Here is a 19,301-nt window from a genome sequence, read left to right on the forward strand (position 1 = left end):
TTTTTATTTCAAGAACAATGACAAAATCAGAACTCATCAATCAGCTGGTCAAGCGTTTCCCCAAGTTGCCTGTGCGCGACACGGACTTCGCTGTCAAAAGCATTCTCGATTCCATGACTCAAGCCTTGGCCGAAGGTCAGCGCATTGAGATTCGAGGGTTCGGCAGTTTCTCCCTGACTCGTCGCCCGCAGCGTGTGGGTCGCAATCCGAAGTCAGGAGAACAGGTGGTTGTGCCTGAAAAGCGCGTGCCACACTTTAAGCCCGGCAAAGAGCTACGCGAGCGAGTTGATTTATACTCCAAGAAAGAGAGTTAATTCGATCGTTCTTCGGTGAAGCCTGAGTTATCACGCCGATGAATGTATCGGTGTTGATCCAACTACAAACAGGGGACCACCTTGAAAATACTTGCCTGGGTAGTGCGACTTGCACTCTTCCTTGTTGTTCTCACCTTTTCAATCCGAAACACAGATTTAGTCACAGTGAAATGGTTGCCTGGTCTTGAAATTCAGGTGCAACTGGTTGTGGCATTGCTGATTGCACTGTTACTTGGTGCAGTGTTCGCGTGGATTTCACTTCTACCGTCCTGGTTAAAAGCCAAGCGTGCCGCATCTGTGGCCTCCAAAAATGCCGAACGTCTTGAGCGAGAGTTGAATCAACTTAAAGCGCAAGGCAACACGGCGGTTATCGTTGAAGAACCCATGCCCGCATTGCCAATAGGCCCCAGTCATGGAATTTGAAACTTGGTGGTTGGTACTCATTCCGCTGATTTTCAGTTTGGGGTGGATGGCGGCACGTCTGGAAAAACGTTCAGACGCATCAGTGCGTGGTCAATTGCCAGCATCCTATTTCAAAGGCGTTAATTTTCTGCTCAGCGAGCAGCCTGACAAGGCCATTGATGCGTTTCTGGAAGTGGCGGCGATTGATACCCACACCGTTGAATTGCACTTTGCGCTGGCCAATCTGTTTCGCAAAAAAGGTGAAATTGACCGCGCCATCCGGGTTCACCAGTTTTTGACCACACGCGAGCAAATCACCTCCTCAGACCGGGAAAAGGCCACCTATGAGCTGGGTGTTGATTTCCTCAGGGCCGGTATTCTTGATCGCGCCGAGCAGGCCTTTCACAGTTTGTCGAATTCCCACATGAAAGCCGAAGCGTCTCGCCAGCTGCTGGAGTTATACGAGCTGGAAAAGGCGTGGGACAAGGCCATTGCGCAGGCCCACAAACTTCGAGAGTACGGTGCCGATGTGCCAGCGGGCGACATTGCGCACTTTTACTGCGAACTTGCTGCCCAGTTGATTGATGAGGGTGATTTGCCCAAAGCCAAGGCTGAGCTGCAAAACGCATTGCTAACGGATGCGCAAAACGTACGTGCGTCCCTGTTGTTGGGTGAAATTTACTTCACGCAGAATCAGTTTGAAGATGCGATTGGTCAGTGGCGCGCCGCTGAGCGTCAAAATCCCTGGTATCTACCCTTGGTTGGGCCGAATATGTGGGCCGCATTCAAGAAACTTGAGCGTGAGGAAGAGGGTATTGCAGCCTTGCTGGAATACTGCACCATGTATCCTTCGATTGATTTGTTGCTGGTGCTGGCGCAAGCTGTTGAAGAAACGAAGGGGCCTTTTGCGGCGTTCGAATTGTTGCGTGAGCAAGTGCGTGCCCGCCCCAGTTTGCTGGGTTTGGACAAGTTGCTGGAACATCAGCTGCGCGGCAAGCTCGACGACGATCGAATGCAGGATCTTCGCCTGACGCGCGAGTTGATTTCAAAACATACGCAGCGCCTGGAGCGTTATCGTTGTCAGTCTTGTGGTTTTCAGGCCAAGAAGTTTTATTGGCAATGCCCAGGTTGCGCCAATTGGGATTCGATTGTGCCGCGCCGTGCTGAAGAACTTGATTTTTACCCGGTGTCTGCAAAAAAGGCTGCACACACCCAGGCTCATACCCATTAAAACAGGCTGAACAATGGTCGACAGGTCTCAATTTAAAGACGCTAAAATTCTCGTGGTCGGCGATGTCATGCTGGATCGCTATTGGTTTGGCGATGTAGAGCGCATTTCTCCAGAGGCACCCGTGCCCGTGGTTTTAGTGGGCACCAAAGATGAACGATTGGGTGGCGCGGCCAACGTGGCCATTAATGCCAGTTCATTGGGCGCGCAACTGTGTTTGATGGGTGTAGTTGGCAACGACGAACCTGGCCACACCGTTGAAGCTTTGCTTGAAAAAAGTGGCGTGCGTTCACGTTTGCTGAAAGATCCGAATTTTCCCACCACTGTTAAGCTGCGTGTGATCGCCCGCCAACAACAGCTGGTACGTATTGATTTCGAAGAGCGCCCTTCGCCTGAGCAATTGACGACGAAAATGGAGTTGTTTGAGCAGGAATACACCAATCACGATGTAATTCTGTTTTCAGACTATGGCAAAGGCAGCCTGGAGCATGTCGCAGAAATGATTGCTTTGTGTAAAAAGGCTGGCAAAACCACCTTGGTCGACCCCAAAGGGGACGACTACGGCAAGTATGCTGGTGCGTCGGTACTTACTCCAAATCGTTCGGAGTTCAAACAGGTCATGGGTAGCTGGAAAACCGAAGCCCAGTTGATTGAAAAGGCGCAAATTTTGCGCGAACGTTTGAGTTTGGGGGCCTTGTTGTTGACTCGCTCGGAAGAGGGTATGACGTTGTTCACTGCGGAGGGTAGTTTCCATGTGCCTGCCCAGGCCCGCGAGGTGTTTGATGTGTCGGGTGCCGGTGACACTGTAATTGCAACGCTGGCTTGTGCGGTTGGCTCGGGTATGAGTTTGCCTGACAGCGTGGCATTGGCCAACAAGGCCGGCGGTGTGGTGGTTGGCAAATTGGGTACTGCTGTGATATTGCCGGAAGAGCTAAATTAAAGGATTTGAGACGATGAAAGTGATTGTGACCGGTGCCGCCGGTTTGATCGGCAGCAATTTGGTAAAAGCGCTCAACGATCGAGGCATTACTGATGTGTTGGCTGTAGACAACCTGACCAAGGGCGACAAGTTTTTGAATCTGGTGGATTGTGAAATTTCCGATTACCTCGATAAAACTGATTTCCTGGCGCGAATTGAGCGCGGCGAATTTGGCAAGTTTGATGCGATTTTTCATGAAGGTGCTTGTTCCGACACCATGGAGCACAATGGCAACTACATGATGGCCAATAACTTTCGCTACACTCAGGCCCTGTTTGAGTGGGCGCAGCGCACTGGCACCCCATTCCTGTATGCATCCTCGGCCGCGGTTTACGGCGGCAGCACGGAATTTATCGAAAACCGTGAAGTTGAAAAGCCGCTGAATGTGTATGGATACTCCAAGTTCTTGTTCGACCAGGTGTTGCGCAGGCAAATGAATATTGGTCTGAAGGCGCCGGTATTTGGCTTTCGATATTTCAATGTGTACGGCGATCGTGAGCAGCACAAAGGCCGTATGGCTTCGGTGGCGTTTCACAACTTCAATCAATTTCGTGAGGGCGGCTCGGTTAAATTGTTTGGCCCTTACGGTGGTTACGAAGCGGGTTGTCAGCAGCGCGATTTCGTGTCGATCGAAGATGTCGTCAAGGTGAACATGTTCTTTTTCGAGCAGGCGAGCACTGCGCCTTCGGGTGTCTACAATTTAGGTACCGGTCGCGCACAAACCTTCAATGATGTGGCCTTGACCACATTGAACACTCTGCGAGAGAGTCAGGGCAGTGCTACTTTGAGTTTGAATGAAGCGGTGCAGGGCGGCTTTATTGAGTACATTGAGTTTCCGGATGCTTTGAAAGGCAAGTACCAAAGTTACACGCAAGCCGATTTGAGCAATTTGCGTGCAGCGGGTTACACAGGTAGTTTTTACAGCGTAGAAGCGGGTGTGGCGCGGTATGTTGGGCGTTTAATTAAAAAATATTTGAAACCATGAAACTAACGCGAAGAGGATGACACTTATTAATGTTGGTTGACTCGGCCTCTTGAACCGAGTCGCCTGTAAACCGTTGGGGTTCCCCCCGCGTTTTAAGGGTAGGCCAACTGCTTGTGGAATCGCATACTCCCCTTAGGGGCGAGCCTTGCGACCAAGCAAGTGTCTCTGTCTCCTCAAGCCCTGTTAAGCCCGCTTTTTAGCGGGCTTTTTTTTGGTATTGCCTATTCAGCTCACAATGCCACTGAAATACCACTGAAACACCATGGCCAGTGTGGCCATCAGGGCGGTCATTCCAAAGGCCAGCGACAGGGCGATCGATACCACCACAGCGCCTGTGGTTTGTTTAATGTCACTTTCATACTCTGGATTTAACTTCGCATTGAATTCTTCGTCTTTCATCAAGCCGTAGCGCATGGTGTCTATCCACCCGGCATATGCGGACAATGGAAACGTCAGCATGTAAAGCCAGAAGCGTTTTTTTCCGGCGTAAATCCAGTGGCCTCCAATGGCGCCTGTAAGCAGGGCAAGCCAGCAGAACAAAAGCTTGGATTTAAAAGGTTCTTGAGGTGATGCATTCATTTTTTAAAACACTGCTTGTTAGATTGGATTACGCTGGCTATAATAGCGGGTTATCGGATTTCGTGTATCGAAATCCCAATGATTCATTCGTTTGCAGTGGCTTAGGTGTGTGCTGCAGGCACTAATTTAATAGAGGAAATTATGGTCGTCATTCGACTCGCACGTGGTGGTTCTAAAAAGCGCCCATTTTATAGCCTGGTGGCTGCTGATTCACGCAACCGTCGCGATGGCCGTTTCATCGAGCGTATCGGCTTTTACAACCCGGTAGCGCCTGCAGGTTCAGAAGGCCTGCGCATTGCCATGGATCGCTTGACCTACTGGAAAAGCGTTGGCGCACAGTGCTCTTCAACAGTAGAGCGCCTGGTTGGTGAATACAACGCCAAACAAGCCGCTTGAGTTTAGCCGCTTGAGCTAAGCTTTCTGAGTCAGGTACCTCTAAAACCGGTGTGTTCAGGGGTGCGGTTGAGTCAGAAAGCAGGTTGGTATACAAAGTCCGTGGATGATACGTTCGCGGACTTTTGTTTTTGGTTTTGCGAAGTACCCATTGTGGGCTGATGTTGTGACACTAAGGTTTGGACACTGAGCATGAACGTACCTGACGATTTGGTAGAACTGGGCAGAATTGGCGAGCCTTACGGCCTGAAGGGTTGGCTCAATGTGCTGCCTTCGTCTGAAGAGCCGGACGTATTGCTCAAGAGCAAGCAATGGTGGGTTTCACGCTTGCCAGTCACGGAAGGGGCCGCAATTCGTCGCGCAGCGCAACCGAAGTTCGAGGACTTGGTGTTTGAGCCATTTCGCGTCTTGCAAAGCAAGCCGCACTCCAGTCGCATTGTTGCGCACCTGGAAGGCATTGAACAGCCAGAACTTGCCGCTCAGTTCAAGGGACGTCGGGTTTATGTGTCGCGGTCTCGTTTTCCCGCACCTGCTGAGGGTGAGTACTACTGGGTTGATTTGGTGGGTTGCACGGTAAGTAACTTGCAAAACAAGGTATTGGGCACGGTGGTGCAGGTGGTTGACCACGGTGCGCATCCAATTTTGTTGGTCAAGGGCGATGCTGAGCAGGAAATACTGGTTCCATTCGTGGCCGCGTATGTTTTGAATGTGGACACTCAGTCCAAGCAAATTCAAGCGGATTGGCAGGAAGATTACTGATGTCCGGCTCGCGCTTTGATGTCATTACCCTTTTCCCCGATCAATTTCCAAATCTGATCGAATTGGGTGTTGTTGGCAGGGCGCTGAAAAAACAGCTGTTCGAGCTGAATTGCTGGAATCCTCGTGATTTTACCGATGACCCTCACCGCACGGTTGATGACCGACCCTATGGCGGTGGGCCTGGCATGGTAATGCTGGCCGAGCCACTGGTGCGTTGTGTCAATGCCATTCGTGCTGCCCGCGGTGATCAGGCGCCTGTGGTGTTTTTAACCCCCCACGGTCCTTTGTTGAAGCAGGCCACTATTCGGGCTTTGAGCGATCAGGGTTTGGGCGCAATTTTACTGTGTGGTCGCTACGAGGGTGTAGATCAGCGGTTTATTGACGAGTATGTGGATCAAACCTATTGCTTGGGTGATTTCGTACTTTCAGGTGGCGAGCTGGCGGTGGCCTGCTTTGTGGATGCCTGGGTACGCCTGCTTCCCGACGTGTTGAATCATGCCTTGTCTGCCACGCAAGATTCATTTGAGTCGGGTTTGCTGGATTGTCCGCACTACACCCGACCGGAAGTTTTTGAAAATAAAGCAGTTCCAGACGTGCTTTTGTCTGGAAATCATGCGAAAATAGAGAGTTGGCGTTTTGAGCAAGCGAAAGCTTATACAGAACGCTTTCGACCGGAGTTGCTAGAGGCTCTTGCTCCTGATTCATGTAGTCAAGCAGGGAAAGCTGGCAAAAAGGTCTAGGTTGGTGGCTGCTTTGCACAATGTCGAATTGGCAGGCATACACCTTTTAATTTTTTCATCCTCTGGCGGTGCACTCTCAATTAATTGAGTCAATAAAGCCCGTGAATGATGACTTGGAGCTATCAATGAATTTGATTCAACAACTTGAGCAAGAAGAAATTGCTCGTTTGGGTAAAGAGATCCCTGCGTTCGCCCCCGGCGACACAGTGATCGTGAGTGTTCGTGTAATCGAAGGCACACGTTCACGTTTGCAAGCGTACGAAGGCGTAGTAATTGCTCGTCGCAATCGTGGTTTGAATTCCTCTTTCATCGTTCGCAAGATTTCCTCTGGCGAAGGTGTTGAGCGTACATTCCAGCTGTACTCACCCTCGATTGAAAAGATCGAAGTGAAGCGTCGTGGTGATGTTCGCCGCGCCAAGCTGTACTACCTGCGCGATCGTTCAGGCAAGTCTGCACGTATCAAGGAAAAGTTGCCTAACCGTGTGAACAAGCAAGCTGCTAAATAAGCGATTTGCAGTTCACCAGGGCGTTATGCCCGGGTAGCACCAAAAAGCCAGTTCCCCGTGAACTGGCTTTTTTGTTTTCAACTCATTTTCAGCTTAGCCACCAGGGTGTTTCTTCAATCCACCGTTGAATATGCCGGCGAGTGTTGTCCGCATTCCTGGGCATTTGTTGAGCCAGGGTTCTCGCCAATTCCAGTAAGTCTTTGTCCACCAGTGGGTCGGCGTAACGCATCATGGGTAAACCAGATTGCCGCTTGCCCAGCAATTCACCAGGCCCCCGGATTTCAAGGTCTTTTTCAGCCAGATAAAAACCATCATCGCTTTCGTGCATGGCTTTCAAGCGTAATTTTGACGTATTCGACAATGGCCCGCCGTACAGCAGCACGCACACACTTTGCACGCTACCCCGGCCAACACGGCCCCGCAGCTGGTGAAGTTGTGCCAGCCCAAAACGTTCGGCTTGATCAATGACCATCAAGCTTGCATTGCCCACATCAACGCCCACTTCGATCACGGTAGTGGATACCAGCAGATCGATTTCACCGGCTGCAAAGGCCGCCATGGTGGTCTGTTTGAGTTTGTTGTCCTGTTTGCCGTGAAGCAGGCCAATTTTACGGGTGGGCAGTTGTTCACACAGGTCGTTGTAGGTGGCCTGCGCGGCCTGCAGGTCGAGTGTCTCACTTTCTTCAATCAGAGGGCATACCCAGTACACCTGTTGCCCTTTGTTAATCTCGCCTTCAATGGCTGAAATAAGCTGATCCCGTTTTTTTTGGGACAGCAGTTTGGTGATGATGGGTTTTCGGCCTGGTGGTTTTTCGTCCAGATTCGAGACGGCGAGGTCTGACAAATAGGTTTGTGCCAGGGTGCGTGGAATTGGCGTGGCACTCATCATGAGTTGATGTGCCAAATGGCCATCGCTGGCTTTGGCGATGAGTGAGAGACGTTGGGCGACTCCGAAACGGTGCTGTTCATCCACCACAACCAAGGCCAGGGCTTTGAATTCAACGTTGTCCTGAACCAGGGCATGCGTACCAATAACAACATCGATTTCACCGGCTGCCAGCGCTTTCAGCGTGCGATCTTTCTCGCTTTTCTTCATGGCCCCTTGTAACTTTGCGCAACGCACGCCCACGGCATTAAACAAGGGGGTGAGCTTGTGGTGGTGCTGCGCAGCCAAAACCTCGGTGGGGGCCAGTATTGCAGCTTGCTTGCCGTTTTCTATGGCGCGCAGGCACGCTAGTGCCGCCACCAGTGTTTTTCCGCTCCCGACATCGCCTTGAAGCAAACGTTGCATTGGGTAGGGTTGGCGGAGATCGTCAAAAATTTCCTTGCTGGCGCGTTCTTGGGCACCTGTTAATTGAAACGGTAGTTGATTGATGAATTTCTGAACCAGTCCTGCTTTAGTTGGTTTCAACGGACTGGCTTTTTCTTGGGTGCGCTGTTGGCGATATTCTCGCAACAAAAGTTGCTGGGCCAGCATTTCATCCACCTTCACCCGGCTCCAGGCTGGGTGGGTGCGCAAGTTCAAGTCATAAAGTTCTTCAGGCTTGGCCTGGCCATGCAAGGTTTGCAAAGCGACGGGCCAGGGCAAGAGCTTGTACTTTTTGCACTGGGCCAAAGGCAGGGTGTCGATGAAGCAAGCTGCCGGCAGTTTTTTCATCCATCGGTGCCAATCGCCTTGCTTGAGTTGCCCCGTGCTGGGGTAGACCGGCTCCAGTACGGCATCGGCACTGGCTGCAGTTTGATTTGTCGAAATGTTGGGTTCGTCGAAGGCGCCCGGCGGCGCGATTTTCACCGTTGGGTGCACCATCTCGAAGGTGCCATAGCCTTGGCGAATTTGTCCGCTGATCTGAATTCGACTGCCCTCGCTGAGCTTTTGCTGGAGGCCGGGGTAAAAGTGGAGCCAGCGCAAAAGAAGCGTGGTGTCGCCGTCTTCAACCCAAACCCGAAGCTGTTTGCGTGGGTGGTATTGAACTTCAGTTCCCACGACGGTGGCGAGCAGGTTGACCTTCTGGCCCACCTGAAGAGAATCCATGGCGGTGATCGAGGCCTTGTCTTCGAAACGAAGAGGCAGGTGAAGCGCCAGCCCCATCCAGTGCGGTGCGGTGAGCAGTCCGCTGACTGCATCCGCGATGGCGAGGGGCAGCGGCAACAGCTCCTCGAAGTCTGGCTTTTGAATGGGGGCTGCTGCGCTCAAGGGCGTGGCTTGGGTGCGCGGTTACAGTGCCAGAATGGCTTCGACTTCAAAACGTGCACCTTTGGGCAGGCTGGCTACACCCACTGTGGAACGGGCTGGGAAGGGAGCCGAGACATATTCCTGCATGATGGCGTTCACCTGCGCGAATTCGCTTAAGTCGGTTAGAAACAAGGTGAATTTCACAACATTGGCAAGACTTCCACCAGCTTCTTCGGCCACCGCTTTCAAATTGGTGAAGGCTTGGCGAGCCTGTTCTTCAGTGCCAGGGCCCACCAGGTCGCCGGTGGCTGGGTTCAGGCCGATCTGGCCTGATGTAAAAACCAGGTTGCCCAGTTTGATGGCTTGGCTGTAGGGCCCGATTGCTGCCGGGGCTTTGGAGGTAGATACAACGGTGGCTTGTGTCATGTTCAGAATTGGAGAGTGTTTGGGTAAAGGAATCTAAATGCGTTCATTTGCAATGATAACGCCGAGCGGTGCATTGTGTTGCCCTTGGGGACGGTATACCATACCCGACTTGTTTGTTGCGCTGCAATGTACGCATGAGTCAAACCCAAAAACCGGCTTCGCCACGCTCCGCATCGTCGTCTCTCGAGGCGAATGAGCGTGATGATATTTTCTCGGAAAAGTATGCCTGGGTTGCTGTAGGCGCCTGTGGTTTGGCCTCTGTCGCGTTTGGACCCGAGGAGTCGTTCAAGGCGCTTGGTGATTCCCGCCATCTGTTGTTGTTCTTGGGCTTGTTAACAGCCCTGTCCATTCTTCTTGTTTCCCTGACTTATTTCCGTGTCACCGAACTCTTTCCCAAGGGTGGCGGTGGTTACGCCATGGCCACCAATTTGCTCGGCCCCAGGGTGGGTCTGATCGCAGGCGCGGCGCTGTTGGTGGACTATGTGTTGATGGTGGCTTTGGGCATTAGTGCGTCCACTCATTTAATGTTCAGTTTTTTGCCGCCGTACTTTTACGAGTACCGGGTGTGGGTTTCCATGGCTTTGATGCTGGGTTTGATGAATTTCCACATACAAGGTCGACATTTGAACTTGAAGCCTTTCAAGTATTTGTTTGTCGCATTTCTGCTCACACATCTTGTGTTTATCCTGGTGGGTTTTTCTGATCATTTTCAGGACATCGGTGGCGTAGTCACCCGCAGCATTGAAACCACGCAATCGGATCTGAGCACGTTTGGCTGGTTGCCAGTTCTGGCAATTTTCGCGCGTGGTTTTTTTCTGGGTGGTGGCACTTACACTGGCATTGAGGCGGCTTCGGATACGGTGCAGCTAAGCCGCTACCGGCAAAGCAGCGAGAACCGTCGGAAGATGTTGGCTTATGTGGCCTGCGCGCTGGCCTTTGCTGCAGCAAGCCTTGCGGCCCTGTATTCCCTGTGGGACGTGAACATTGAGCCCACCATGGCTTTAAATGGTGTTTTGTTTGAAAGGGTGTTCACTGACATTGGCTGGGACTGGCCCTATGTCATTTTGGGCTTGTTGGTGATGCTGGGGCTTGAGACAGCCGTGTTGCTGCTGGCCGCGCACGTTGCATTTGTAGTGGGTCCGCGGGTGTTGTCGACCATGGCGATTGATTCCTGGTTGCCCCACCAGTTCCGTTACCTGTCCAATCGTTTTGTGACCAAGAACGGAATCATGCTAATGGGCGGGTTGGCCTTGCTGGCCATCTACCTGAGCGATGCCAATGTGGATTTATTGGTGGTGCTGTTCTCGATCAATGTGTTTATCGTGTTCAGCCTCTCCATGTTGGGGCTGTGTGTTTACTGGCTTAAAAATCGCCACGAGAAGCGTTTCGTCAAAGGATTTTTGTCAGCTTCGCTGGGCTTTGCTGTGTCTGCTTCCATTTTGCTGGGAACCATCATTACCCAGTTTTTTCAAGGGGGGTGGATCACGATGCTGATCACCACGGTAGTGGTGTTGGTGTGCCTGTGGGTACGCAATCACTACCGGGAAACCAAAGATAAAATTACGAAGATCGACGAAGTGTTTGCCATGGCGCAATATGGCTCGGCGCATTCGCCGCCTGAGTTGATTCCTGATGGCAACACCGCAGTATTCATTGTGGGCAATAGCCGTGGCGGTGGTTTACACGCATTGCTTTGGGTGCAGCGCATGTTTCCAAACCACTTCCAGAATTTTGTATTCATGAATGCGCGCACCGTGGATTCCAAGGCATACGGTGGTCGTGAGGCACTTGAAGCCATGCGAGTTGATGCGTCGGTGTCACTGAATTACTTTGTGAATTTTTGCCGCAGCCATGGATTACGTGCCAAGAGCTATTTGTCGTTCGGCACCGATGCCGTGGAAGAGTTAACGAACCTGGCGAAGGTGGTTGCCGAGAATCACCCGAATGCAATTTTCTTTACCAGCAAACTGGTATTTGAGAACGAGAATATTTTGACTCGACTATTGCACAACCAGGCGGCGCTGGAACTTCAACGCCGCTTGCACAATGCAGGTCAGCAAATGGTTATTCTGCCCATGCGACTTTAAGGGTTTTAATCAAAAGATGTGTTGCTTCATGGGGCTGCGTTTGCAATAATAATCGTACTCGATGTTTTGATAGAAAAACTAAATGACCCTCACCGAACTCAAGTACATCGTCGCTTTGGCTCGCGAAAAGCATTTCGGCCGTGCGGCTGATGCCTGTTTTGTCAGCCAGCCAACTTTGTCCGTGGCCATCAAAAAGCTTGAAGAAGAGCTCAGTGTTTCCTTGTTTGAGCGAGGCTCCAATGAGGTGTCGCTGACACCGGTGGGTGAACGCATCGTGGTTCAGGCACAGCGCGTGCTCGAAGAAGCCTCGGCAATCAAAAGTATTGCGCAGCAGGGTATGGACCCGTTGGCGGGCCCGTTGCGCGTGGGCGTAATTTATACCATTGGGCCCTATTTGTTGCCCGGTCTGGTGTCCAGCATGATTGAACGCGTGCCCTCCATGCCCTTGGTGTTGCAAGAAAATTTCACGGTGCGCCTGCTCGAGTTGCTGAAACAGGGTGAAATCGATGTGGCTGTTTTGGCATTACCGATCAATGAATCGGGATTTGTGATTCAGCCTTTGTACGATGAGCCTTTCATGGTTGCTTTGCCCAAGTCTCACCGTTGGTCCAACGAAGAAACAATCAGGTCAGATGACCTGCGCAGCGAGAACATGCTTTTGCTGGGCACGGGACATTGCTTCAGGGATCAGGTTTTGGGTGTGTGTCCGGAGCTGTCACGATTCTCGCAGTCGTCCGAAGGCATTCAGCGCACCTTTGAAGGCAGTTCACTTGAAACGATTCGCCACATGGTTGCGTCTGGTGTGGGAATTACAGTTCTGCCTTCCAGCTCTGTGCCAAACCCAGTACCTAAGGAAAGCTTGCTCACGTATATACCGCTTGCCGATGATGACACGCGGCGAACTGTGGCATTGGTATGGCGTAAAAGTTTTGGTCGGCGTGAAGCGCTTGAGGCCTTGCGCGTTGCGATCATGGAATGTGATTTAAACGGTGTTGAGTTTCTTGATGCACCTCAAATGGTGCGTTAAGCAATGGCTGTTTTGAACAAGGCCCGCTTGCGAGACTATTATTTGCTGTTGCGCCTGGACAAACCCATCGGGATATTGCTCTTGATGTGGCCCACCCTTTGGGGCTTGTGGATGGCCGCAGAAGGCATGCCGCCTTGGCATGTGCTGTTGATATTTGTTGCCGGTGTGGTGTTGATGCGTTCGGCGGGGTGCGCGATTAACGATTATGCGGACCGTGACATTGACTTGCATGTGGAACGTACCCGCAACCGACCTTTGACCAGTGGGCGAATTGCTGCAAAAGAGGCTTTGCTGTTGGCGGCGGCTTTGGCAATTGTGGCTTTGCTGATTACCTTGCCCTTGGGCTGGCCGGTTATTTTGATGAGTATTCCCGCAGCCTTTTTGGCTGGCAGCTACCCGTTTACCAAGCGTTTTTTCCCGATGCCGCAGGCTTATTTGGGCATTGCGTTTGGTTTCTCGATTCCCATGGCTTTTGTCGCAGTTCAGGGCACTGTGCCCGCGTACGCGTGGTTGATTTTTGTTGCCAATGTATTTTGGACAGTGGCTTACGACACGGAATACGCATTGGTCGACAAGCCAGACGATTTGAAACTGGATATAAAAACTGCTGCCATTACGCTGGGCCGATACGACATAGCGGGCATTGTGGTGTGCTACGCAGCCAGCCTGTTGATTTGGGCTTGGGTGGCCAGCTTGCAGGCTTATGGCCCGGCTTTCTGGTTGGGTTGGGTTTGTGCGGTGGGTATCGCTGTTTACCATTTCACCCTGATTCGCAATCGAGACCGTGCGCTGTGTTTTAAAGCGTTCTTACACAACAACTGGCTGGGCGCTGCCTTGTTTGCGGGCCTGGTGCTTCAGTACCTCTGAGTTAAATTTAGTTGCTACCTTTTTGCAGCTCCACAGCACGTGCACAGGCTGCCTTGGCTGCGCTGTTAATTGCTTCTTGCACACCCAGTGTGCGCAACTGTTCCAGGCCGGCGAAGGTGGTACCTCCCTTGCTGGTGACTTTCTCCCGCAGGGTGGCGAATGAATCGTCTGACTGCTTGGCCAGTGTGGCGGCTCCCAAAAAAGTTTGACTAACCAGCAAGTTGGCTTGCGCGTCGTCAAATCCCAGATTTTTTGCGGCTTGCGCCAATGCTTCCATGAGAAAGAATACATAGCCTGGCCCACTGCCTGAAATGGCGGTGACTGCATTGATTTCATCTTCGTTGTTGAGCACCAGTACCTCGCCGCAGCTGCTGAAAATTTGCCTGGCCAGGCTTCGATCGCTTTCAGAGCAATTGGCAGTGAAATACAAGCCCGATATGCCCTGTGATACCAATGCTGGCGTGTTGGGCATGCAACGTACCACCCGCGCCTGGTGCTGCTGGCTCCAGTCTTGAATTTGAGCCACGCTGACCCCAGCAGCAATGCTGACAATCAAGCTGTTTTTCAAATTGTTTGCCTGGCTGTTGAGCACCTGTTGCATCATTTGAGGTTTCACGGCAAGTACGACCACTTCAGGGCTGAAGTGATCGGGCCAGTCTGTGGAGCAGCCGATTTTCAGTGTGGACATTTTTGAGGCAGCTTCCGCGCTGGGATCAACCACATGAAATGCGCTGGCAGGTGCGCCATTGCCAATCAAACCGCCAAGAATGGCGAAAGCCATGTTGCCGCCACCGATGAATAGAGTGTTCTGCATAGTGATTCCGTGTGTTTATTTTGAGTAGTCGCGTGCGCCAAACAGGGCAGAACCCACACGCACGCAGCTTGATCCACATTCAATGGCCAATTCAAGGTCTGCGGACATGCCCATTGAAAGCGTGTCCAGTTTCAATCCTTGCACATTGAGCGCATCGAATACGGATTTGCATTTCAAGAATTCAATTTTTAGTTGGTCTGTGTTGTCGGTGTTGCTGGGTATGGTCATCAAGCCGCGCAGCGCCAGGTTCTTCATGCCTTGAATTGCCATGCAAAGATCAATGGCCTGATCCGGGTTGACCCCTGATTTGCTGTCTTCGCCCGAGGTGTTGATTTGCACCAGTACATTCAATGGAGGAAGGTTTGCTGGTCGTTGTTCAGACAGCCGCTGCGCGATCTTCAAGCGATCAACGCTGTGCACCCATGAAAAGTTTTCTGCGATCGGCTTCGTTTTGTTGCTTTGAATTGGGCCAATGAAATGCCAGTCAATATGGGTACCCGTTGTTTGCGCATTGGGGGGATCAGCCAGCTGGGTGATTTTATCCAAGGCTTCCTGCAGGTAATTTTCACCAAAAGAGGTTTGGCCGCAGCTGTGAAACTCAAGAATGTCGCTTAAGGGAAAAGTTTTACTGACTGCCAGCAGTTTGACAGCCGAGTCAGGTCGACCAGCTTTGCTGCATGCGGCTGCAATTCTGCTTTGAATGTCAGCCAATTGTGTGGCTCGGTTCATGGTGCATCAATTCAATGCTTAAAAGGAGATTATAGCCACATGACACTGACCGAACTGTTGACCTGGGCTGTGGAAGAACATGCATCGGATTTGCATTTGTCGGCGGACATGCCGCCGATGATTCGTGTGAACGGTGAAATGCGGAAATTGAGCGAGTCAGTATTGGGCCATCGTGAAATTTATCGATTGATTCAAGGGTCAATGACCGAGGCTCAGTGGCAAGGCTGGGAGCAGTCTCATGAATGTGATTACAGCTTTTCGGTGGAAGGTCTGTCGCGATTTCGTGTGAATGCGTTCATGCAGAGCAGGGGGGCTGCCGCTGCATTTCGTGTGGTACCCAGCCGCGTAAAAACACTGGAGGAACTTGAAGCGCCAGCGGTGTTTCGACAAATTGCACGCGAACCGAATGGACTGGTGCTGGTAACCGGGCCAACCGGTTCAGGCAAAAGCACCACTTTGGCTGCGATGGTGGATGATGTGAACCGCAACCAGAAAGCGCACATTCTGACCATTGAGGATCCCATTGAGTTCACCCACACGCCGATGAATTGCGTTATCAACCAGCGAGAACTTGGCGAGCACACCCATTCTTTTGGCGCGGCTTTAAGGTCTGCGTTGCGGGAAGATCCAGACGTTATTCTGGTGGGAGAAATGCGGGATCTTGAAACCATTCAGCTTGCGCTGACTGCCGCAGAAACTGGTCACCTGGTGTTTGCAACCCTGCACACATCCTCGGCACCCAAAACCATCGATCGAATTATTGATGCATTTCCTTCGGCTGACAAAAGCATGGTGCGCGCCATGTTGTCGGAATCACTGCGCCCTGTGATTTGCCAAACCTTGCTGAAAAAGCAGGGCGGTGGTCGAGTTGCGGCTCACGAAATTATGATGGCCACACCGCCGATTCGAAATTTGATTCGTGAAGGCAAGGTGGCGCAAATGTTGTCCTCGATTCAAACCGGTTCGCAGCATGGCATGCAAACCATGGAGCAGGCGGTACAGCGGCTTTTGATGACTGGAAGGATTACTCGAGAAGTGGCCATGAGCGTTATTTCAGGGTCCAACCAACCTTGAGCCATTCAGGTTTGCAGGTAAACTTGCCTTTCAACAAACACTTGAAAGGCAATTCCCATGGCGAACAATGTGTATGAATTCTCTGGCAAAACGCTGGATGGCAAACCCCTGAGCCTGGCCGATTTTCAGGGCAAGGTGTTGCTGATTGTGAATACGGCCAGCAAATGTGGATTTACGCCCCAGTACGAAGGTTTGCAGGAACTGCACAAAGAATTGGGCCAAAAGGGTTTGGTGATTATCGGATTTCCGTGCAACCAGTTTGGCGGGCAAGAGCCTGGCACTGAAGAGGTGATCGCCAGTTTTTGCCAGAAGAATTACGGTGTGGACTTTTTGATGGCCGAGAAAGTAGACGTCAAGGGCAGCGACGCACACCCTTTGTTCAAGTACCTCACTTCTCAGGCCAAGGGCATTTTGGGCACCGAGGCCATCAAGTGGAACTTCACGAAGTTTTTGGTACGCAAAAATGGTGAGGTGTATGACCGTTACGCCCCCACCACCAAGCCGGCTGATCTGAAAGCCGACATTGGCAAGCTGCTGGCTGAATAAACCTCAGTTTTCCTGAGGTTCGGGGCTGTCCCCACTGGCCCGTGGACGATAAACACCACGGGTCAACGGAATTTCAAACAGGCGGCATTCAATCGGCCCATTGAACAATGGGCGTTTGCGCTTGGGGCTTAAGCCCAGCGTTTTCTTGATTTCCAGATCGCCAGAGAACAAAAAGGCGGTCCAGCCCGAGAAATTCATTTTCAAATGATCGCCATACGCCTTGAACAGCCGTTCGTAGGCTTCGTCCTCGGGCACATCGGCACCTTTTGCGCGAACCCGTTCGCCGTAAGGTGGGTTGCTGAACACAATGCCGTTGGCAGCTGGTGGCTCTACGGTGAGCGCATCGCGCTGTGCAAATTGCACAATGCCAGCATCGAGCAGTTCTTCGAAACCGGCTCGCGCTAAATTTTCTTTTGCAATCTCGATCAGCAATTCGGTAATGTCGCTGGCATACCACGGAAAGTGAGGCGTGGTCAGTGCTTTGTCCAAGCCCGCATTGAAGCGTCGGTTGGCGTCTTCCTGAAGTTCTTTGCCCCATTCTGGCGTGAAAGGCTTCAGGTTTTCAAATGCAAAGGCGCGCTCAAGGCCCGGTGCTCGGTCGCACAATTGTGAAAGTGATTCGATCACCAAGGTGCCGCTTCCACAAAACGGGTCAAGGAATGCATTGGCGTTCTTGCCGGCTTCACTTTGGCGCGCAATGTGCCAAAGGCCTGCAGCCAGGTTTTCCTTCAACGGCGCTACACCCGCTTCTTCTCGCCAGCCACGTTTGAACAGGTTTTCACCAGCCAGGTCGATGTACACCATCGCTTCCGTGGGGTTAATCGCTGCGAAAATGCGCACATCGGGTGCTTCCACGCTCACGTTCGGACGCTCGTCGAATCGTTCCAGGAATGCATCGCACACTGCGTCTTTAAGGCGAAGCTGCGTGAAACGCACGCTTTGAATATCGGCACCCAAATTGTTCAAGTCAACGCGGAAAGTATTCGACAGTTTGAACCAGTTGTACCAATCAACCGATTTGGCGATGTTGTAAAACTGTTCTTCGTTCGTGCATTCACCCCGCGCCAATTCCAGGCCAATACGGCCTGCAAAGCGGCTCCAGTAGGTCATGCGGGTGGCTTGGCGCCAGCTGGCCTCGAAGGTGCAGCCGCCCGTGACTGCACGTGTTTTTTGTGCACCCATGGTTTCCAGTTCAGCCACCAGAATTTCTTCCAGACCGCGCGGGCAACTTGCAAAACATTTGAATACGCTTTGCTTGGTGGAGTTGTGTTGATTTGAATTGGGCATGAATTGCTTTTAAAAATTAGAACGGTTTAACAACCACCAGAATGATGGCGATGGCCATGAGCACCACGGGTACTTCATTGAACCAGCGGAAGTAGGTGTGGCTGCGCGTGTTTTGGCCTGCTTCGAATTTGCGCAGAATACGACCACAACTGTAGTATGTATTTCTTGCTGGTTAATCCTTCCAATCCCACAGGGCCACGGGCGTGCAGTTTATCGGTAGAAATACCAATTTCAGCCCCCAAACCGTATTCAAAACCGTCGGCAAGACGGGTGGAGGTGTTCACCATCACAGAGGCCGAATCCACTTCCCGAATAAAGCGCATGGCGTGGCTGTGGTTTTCGGTCACGATGCTGTCGGTGTGTTGAGAGCCATATTGGTTAATGTGCGCAATGGCTTCATCCAGGCTATCGACCACCTTGATCGACAAAATCGGTGCCAGGTATTCCGTGTTCCAGTCTTCTTCGGTGGCGGCCTTAACTGATGGCAACAAAGCCATGGTGCGTTTGCAGCCACGCAGTTCAACACTTTTGGCAGCATAACGCTGCGCAAGTTCCGCAAGAACGGGCTTGGCCACATGGGTATGAACCAAGAGCGTTTCCATGGTGTTGCAGGTGCCGTAGCGGCGGGATTTCGCATTCTCGGCAATATTCACTGCATGGGTCAGGTTTGCCGACTCGTCGATGAATACATGGCAAATGCCGTCCAGGTGCTTGATTACAGGCACTTTGGCATCGCGGGAAATGCGTTCAATCAAGCCTTTGCCACCACGGGGCACAATCACGTCCACGTATTGTGTCATTGTGATCAGAGTGCCCACGGCGGCTCGATCGGTGGTATCGATCACCTGTACGGCATCGGCAGGTAAACCTGCGGCCTCCAGCCCTTGGGCCACGATTGCGGCCAAAGCCTGATTGCAGCGAAATGCTTCGGAACCGCCACGAAGAATGGTGGCATTGCCTGATTTGATGCACAGGCCTGCCGCGTCCACGGTCACGTTGGGGCGGCTTTCATAGATGATGCCGATTACGCCCAAAGGCACACGCATTTTGCCCACCTGAATGCCGGATGGACGATTCTTGAAGTCGGTCATCTCACCAATTGGATCTGGCAATTGGGCAATTTGCTCCAGGCCTTCGGCCATGGTTTCAATGGCTTTGTCGCTCAAGGCCAAACGATCAAGCAAGGCAGCATCCAGGCCGTTGGCCTGGGCTTGGGCCATGTCAGCCTGATTGGCTTTGGTCAGTTCGGCCTTGTTGGCTCGAATCAGTTTGGCGGTTTCAAGCAGTGCCTGGTTTTTGGCGTGGGTATTGGCTTTGGCCATGTCAACGGCCGCAGCACGGGCTTTTTTGCCGATAGCCAGAATTTGTTCTTCAATGCTCATGATG

Annotated in this window: 21 protein-coding genes and 1 pseudogene; 14 read left to right on the forward strand and 8 right to left on the reverse strand. The window is 52.0% G+C overall.

The window, feature by feature from the left end; translation table 11 throughout:
• Positions 1-5: 5 nt before the first annotated feature.
• The 5 genes from P0D43_RS07810 (at position 6) to rfaD (ending at position 3,908) form a co-directional block, all read left to right on the forward strand.
• Positions 6-314 (forward strand): integration host factor subunit beta, encoded by a 309-nt coding sequence (locus P0D43_RS07810; RefSeq protein WP_255411449.1) that lies wholly within the window; start codon positions 6-8, stop codon positions 312-314.
• Positions 315-416: 102 nt separating this feature from the next.
• Positions 417-737, forward strand: a complete 321-nt coding sequence (locus P0D43_RS07815) for a lipopolysaccharide assembly protein LapA domain-containing protein (RefSeq protein WP_256366109.1) — start codon at positions 417-419, stop codon at positions 735-737.
• On the forward strand, positions 727-1,947 hold the full coding sequence (lapB, locus tag P0D43_RS07820) for a lipopolysaccharide assembly protein LapB (RefSeq protein WP_159568399.1): 1,221 nt from the start codon (positions 727-729) through the stop codon (positions 1,945-1,947). Before P0D43_RS07815 ends, lapB begins: the two co-directional genes overlap by 11 nt.
• A 13-nt stretch (positions 1,948-1,960) precedes the next feature.
• The gene (gene rfaE1 / locus P0D43_RS07825) at positions 1,961-2,884 is read left to right on the forward strand and encodes a D-glycero-beta-D-manno-heptose-7-phosphate kinase (protein ID WP_159568400.1); all 924 of its coding nucleotides are present in this window, start codon (positions 1,961-1,963) and stop codon (positions 2,882-2,884) included.
• A gap of 13 nt (positions 2,885-2,897) precedes the next feature.
• Positions 2,898-3,908: an ADP-glyceromanno-heptose 6-epimerase gene (gene rfaD / locus P0D43_RS07830; RefSeq protein WP_159568401.1), complete on the forward strand. Its 1,011-nt coding sequence runs from the start codon at positions 2,898-2,900 to the stop codon at positions 3,906-3,908.
• A gap of 225 nt (positions 3,909-4,133) precedes the next feature.
• Here the strand turns inward: rfaD and P0D43_RS07835 are convergent, their stop codons facing one another.
• On the reverse strand, positions 4,134-4,487 hold the full coding sequence (locus tag P0D43_RS07835; RefSeq protein ID WP_394673681.1) for a hypothetical protein: 354 nt from the start codon (positions 4,485-4,487) through the stop codon (positions 4,134-4,136).
• A 141-nt stretch (positions 4,488-4,628) separates the two neighbouring features.
• On the opposite strand from P0D43_RS07835, the gene rpsP reads away from it, so the two are divergent.
• From rpsP to rplS, 4 genes are all read left to right on the forward strand, one after another.
• Positions 4,629-4,883: a 30S ribosomal protein S16 gene (gene rpsP / locus P0D43_RS07840; protein ID WP_105029926.1), complete on the forward strand. Its 255-nt coding sequence runs from the start codon at positions 4,629-4,631 to the stop codon at positions 4,881-4,883.
• 189 nt (positions 4,884-5,072) lie between these two features.
• Positions 5,073-5,639 (forward strand): ribosome maturation factor RimM, encoded by a 567-nt coding sequence (rimM, locus tag P0D43_RS07845; protein WP_394673682.1) that lies wholly within the window; start codon positions 5,073-5,075, stop codon positions 5,637-5,639.
• Positions 5,639-6,379, forward strand: coding sequence for a tRNA (guanosine(37)-N1)-methyltransferase TrmD (gene trmD / locus P0D43_RS07850; protein WP_341236486.1), 741 nt, complete (start codon positions 5,639-5,641; stop codon positions 6,377-6,379). Before rimM ends, trmD begins: the two co-directional genes overlap by 1 nt.
• Positions 6,380-6,504: 125 nt before the next feature.
• Positions 6,505-6,885, forward strand: coding sequence for a 50S ribosomal protein L19 (gene rplS / locus P0D43_RS07855; RefSeq protein WP_159568405.1), 381 nt, complete (start codon positions 6,505-6,507; stop codon positions 6,883-6,885).
• An 88-nt stretch (positions 6,886-6,973) separates the two neighbouring features.
• Here rplS and recG read toward each other — a convergent pair whose 3' ends face one another.
• Positions 6,974-9,079, reverse strand: a complete 2,106-nt coding sequence (gene recG / locus P0D43_RS07860) for an ATP-dependent DNA helicase RecG (protein ID WP_394673683.1) — start codon at positions 9,077-9,079, stop codon at positions 6,974-6,976.
• Between the two features lie 21 nt (positions 9,080-9,100).
• Positions 9,101-9,484: a RidA family protein gene (locus P0D43_RS07865; RefSeq protein WP_159568406.1), complete on the reverse strand. Its 384-nt coding sequence runs from the start codon at positions 9,482-9,484 to the stop codon at positions 9,101-9,103.
• Positions 9,485-9,618: 134 nt separating this feature from the next.
• On the opposite strand from P0D43_RS07865, the gene P0D43_RS07870 reads away from it, so the two are divergent.
• From P0D43_RS07870 to ubiA, 3 genes are all read left to right on the forward strand, one after another.
• Positions 9,619-11,571 carry an APC family permease gene (locus tag P0D43_RS07870; RefSeq protein WP_341236483.1) on the forward strand — a complete coding sequence of 651 codons (1,953 nt, stop codon included), beginning with the start codon at positions 9,619-9,621 and terminating at the stop codon, positions 11,569-11,571.
• Between the two features lie 82 nt (positions 11,572-11,653).
• Positions 11,654-12,598: a LysR substrate-binding domain-containing protein gene (locus P0D43_RS07875; RefSeq protein ID WP_159568408.1), complete on the forward strand. Its 945-nt coding sequence runs from the start codon at positions 11,654-11,656 to the stop codon at positions 12,596-12,598.
• A 3-nt stretch (positions 12,599-12,601) separates the two neighbouring features.
• A complete protein-coding gene (gene ubiA, locus P0D43_RS07880) occupies positions 12,602-13,465 on the forward strand; it encodes a 4-hydroxybenzoate octaprenyltransferase (protein ID WP_394673684.1) in 864 nt (287 codons plus the stop codon).
• 7 nt (positions 13,466-13,472) lie between these two features.
• Here the strand turns inward: ubiA and proC are convergent, their stop codons facing one another.
• Together proC and P0D43_RS07890 are read right to left on the reverse strand one after the other, a co-directional pair.
• On the reverse strand, positions 13,473-14,279 hold the full coding sequence (gene proC / locus P0D43_RS07885) for a pyrroline-5-carboxylate reductase (RefSeq protein ID WP_341236481.1): 807 nt from the start codon (positions 14,277-14,279) through the stop codon (positions 13,473-13,475).
• Positions 14,280-14,294: 15 nt separating this feature from the next.
• Complete coding sequence (locus P0D43_RS07890; RefSeq protein ID WP_394673685.1) at positions 14,295-15,008, reverse strand: YggS family pyridoxal phosphate-dependent enzyme; 714 nt, start codon at positions 15,006-15,008, stop codon at positions 14,295-14,297.
• 39 nt (positions 15,009-15,047) lie between these two features.
• Between P0D43_RS07890 and P0D43_RS07895 the strand changes: the two genes are divergently transcribed.
• Together P0D43_RS07895 and P0D43_RS07900 are read left to right on the forward strand one after the other, a co-directional pair.
• Positions 15,048-16,082: a type IV pilus twitching motility protein PilT gene (locus P0D43_RS07895; protein ID WP_394673686.1), complete on the forward strand. Its 1,035-nt coding sequence runs from the start codon at positions 15,048-15,050 to the stop codon at positions 16,080-16,082.
• A gap of 57 nt (positions 16,083-16,139) precedes the next feature.
• Entirely contained in the window at positions 16,140-16,628 is a 489-nt protein-coding gene (locus P0D43_RS07900) for a glutathione peroxidase (RefSeq protein WP_159568413.1), read from the forward strand.
• Between the two features lie 3 nt (positions 16,629-16,631).
• On the opposite strand, the gene P0D43_RS07905 is transcribed toward P0D43_RS07900, so the two are convergent.
• The 3 genes and pseudogenes from P0D43_RS07905 to P0D43_RS07915 form a co-directional block, all read right to left on the reverse strand.
• A complete protein-coding gene (locus P0D43_RS07905) occupies positions 16,632-17,915 on the reverse strand; it encodes a class I SAM-dependent RNA methyltransferase (RefSeq protein ID WP_394673687.1) in 1,284 nt (427 codons plus the stop codon).
• Positions 17,916-17,931: 16 nt separating this feature from the next.
• Positions 17,932-18,009 (reverse strand): annotated as a pseudogene (locus tag P0D43_RS07910) (CopD family protein); the annotation flags it as partial.
• On the reverse strand, positions 17,990-19,297 hold the full coding sequence (locus P0D43_RS07915) for a glutamate-5-semialdehyde dehydrogenase (protein WP_394673688.1): 1,308 nt from the start codon (positions 19,295-19,297) through the stop codon (positions 17,990-17,992). The gene P0D43_RS07915 and the pseudogene P0D43_RS07910, both read right to left, overlap by 20 nt.
• Positions 19,298-19,301: the final 4 nt, after the last annotated feature.

Origin of the sequence: Limnobacter sp., assembly GCF_043511195.1 — a bacterium.
Taxonomy (GTDB): Bacteria; Pseudomonadota; Gammaproteobacteria; order Burkholderiales; family Burkholderiaceae_B; genus Limnobacter.